This window comes from Streptomyces boncukensis, assembly GCF_011045075.1.
Classification (GTDB): Bacteria; Actinomycetota; Actinomycetes; order Streptomycetales; family Streptomycetaceae; genus Streptomyces; species Streptomyces boncukensis.
In genome coordinates this window covers 1-1,662 of sequence record NZ_JAAKZZ010000912.1, presented here as the reverse complement: position 1 = coordinate 1,662, position 1,662 = coordinate 1, and the positions used below count along the sequence as shown (strand labels likewise).

1 protein-coding gene is annotated in these 1,662 nt (G+C 75.3%); it reads left to right on the top strand.

Going from position 1 to position 1,662, the window contains the following annotated elements:
• The coding region (locus tag G5C65_RS36930) for a S41 family peptidase (RefSeq protein WP_206442692.1) at window positions 1-1,662 on the top strand (1,662 nt) is incomplete at both ends.

Below are 1,662 nucleotides of genomic sequence, written 5' to 3'. Positions count from 1 at the left end.
CCTTCGCCCTCACCCCCGAGGGCCGCCCCGCCGCCGGCGGCCTGGACGAGCAGCCCGCGCCGGAGGGCGGGGAGGACGACGGCACGGTGCTGGTCGAGGCCGAGGGGCTGGCCAGCCGCGTCGCCCCGTTCCCCGTCACCGCGTCCAAGTACACCGCGCTGCACCCGGTCAGCGGCGGCGGCCTCATCTGGCTGCGCTTCCCCATCTCCGGGGCGCTGGGCGAGACGTTCGTCAACCCGGCCGACACCTCGGGCCGCCCCACCCTGGAGCACTTCGACCTCACCAAGGCGAGGCGGACCGAACTGACCTCGGTCCTCGACGGGTTCGCGGCCAGCGGCGACGGCTCGCGGCTGGTCGTCAACGACGAGGGGGAGCTGCGGGTCATCCCCTCCCACGAGCCGTCCGACTCCGACACCACCACCTACATCGACCTGCGCCGCATCCTGCACGACGTGGACCCGGCGGCCGAGTGGCGGCAGGCGTACGCGGAGGCGGGGCGGGTGATCCGGGCGTACTTCTGGGACCCGGGCATGAGCGGCATCGACTGGGACGCGGTGCTGGACCAGTACCGCCCGCTGGTGGAACGCGTCGCGTCCCCGGACGAGTTCGCCGACCTGCTCCGCGAGGTCCTCGGCGAGCTGGGCACCTCGCACGCGTACGTCGCCCCGGCCCGCCGCGACGAGGGGCCGCCGCACTACCAGCGCCCGATCGGGCTGCTGGGCGCCAACCTCGTCCGCACGCCCGAGGGCGAGTGGCGGATCGCCCGGATCCTCCCCGGCGACTCCTCCGACTCCCGCGCCCGCTCGCCGCTGGCGGGCGCGCCCGTGCGGGAGGGCGCGGTGCTCACCCATATCGACGCACGCCCGGTGGACCCGGACCGGGGCCCGGCCCCGCTGCTGGCGGCGGCGGGCGGTACGACGGTCGAGCTCTCGCTGCGCCAGCCGTCGGGCCGGCGCCGGGTCGCGGTCGTCCCGCTGATCGACGAGCGCCCGCTGCGCTACCAGGACTGGGTGACCCGCCGCCGGGAGGTGGTCCGCGATCTGAGCGGCGGCAAGTGCGGCTATCTGCACATCCCGGACATGGGCGGCTCGGGCTGGGCCCAGTTCAACCGCGACCTGCGGATGGAGGTGGCCCGCCCGGCGCTGATCGTGGACGTACGCGGCAACGCCGGCGGCCACATCAGCGAACTGGTGCTGGAGAAGCTGACCCGCACCATCCTGGGCTGGGACCTGACCCGCAACGCCCAGCCCGTCTCGTACACGAGCAACGCGCCGCGCGGACCGGTCGTCGCGGTGGCGGACGAGATGACGTCCTCCGACGGCGACATGATCATTGCCGCGTTCCGGCTGCTGGGCCGGGGCCCGGTGGTGGGCGCCCGCACCTGGGGCGGGGTCGTCGGCGTGACGGGCCGTCACCAGCTGGGTGACGGCACGGTGATCACGGTGCCGATGAACGCGGCGTGGTTCGGCGGCGGCCTCGGCTGGTCGGTGGAGAACCACGGCGTGGAGCCGGACATCGAGGCGCTGCGGACGCCGCTGGACTGGGCGGAGGGGCGGCACGCCGTCCTGGACACGGCGGTCCGGGTCGCGCTCGATCTGCTGGACCGGCATCCGGCGAGCGCGCCCCCCGACTACAGCGGCGTCCCGGACCGCCGCCGCCCCC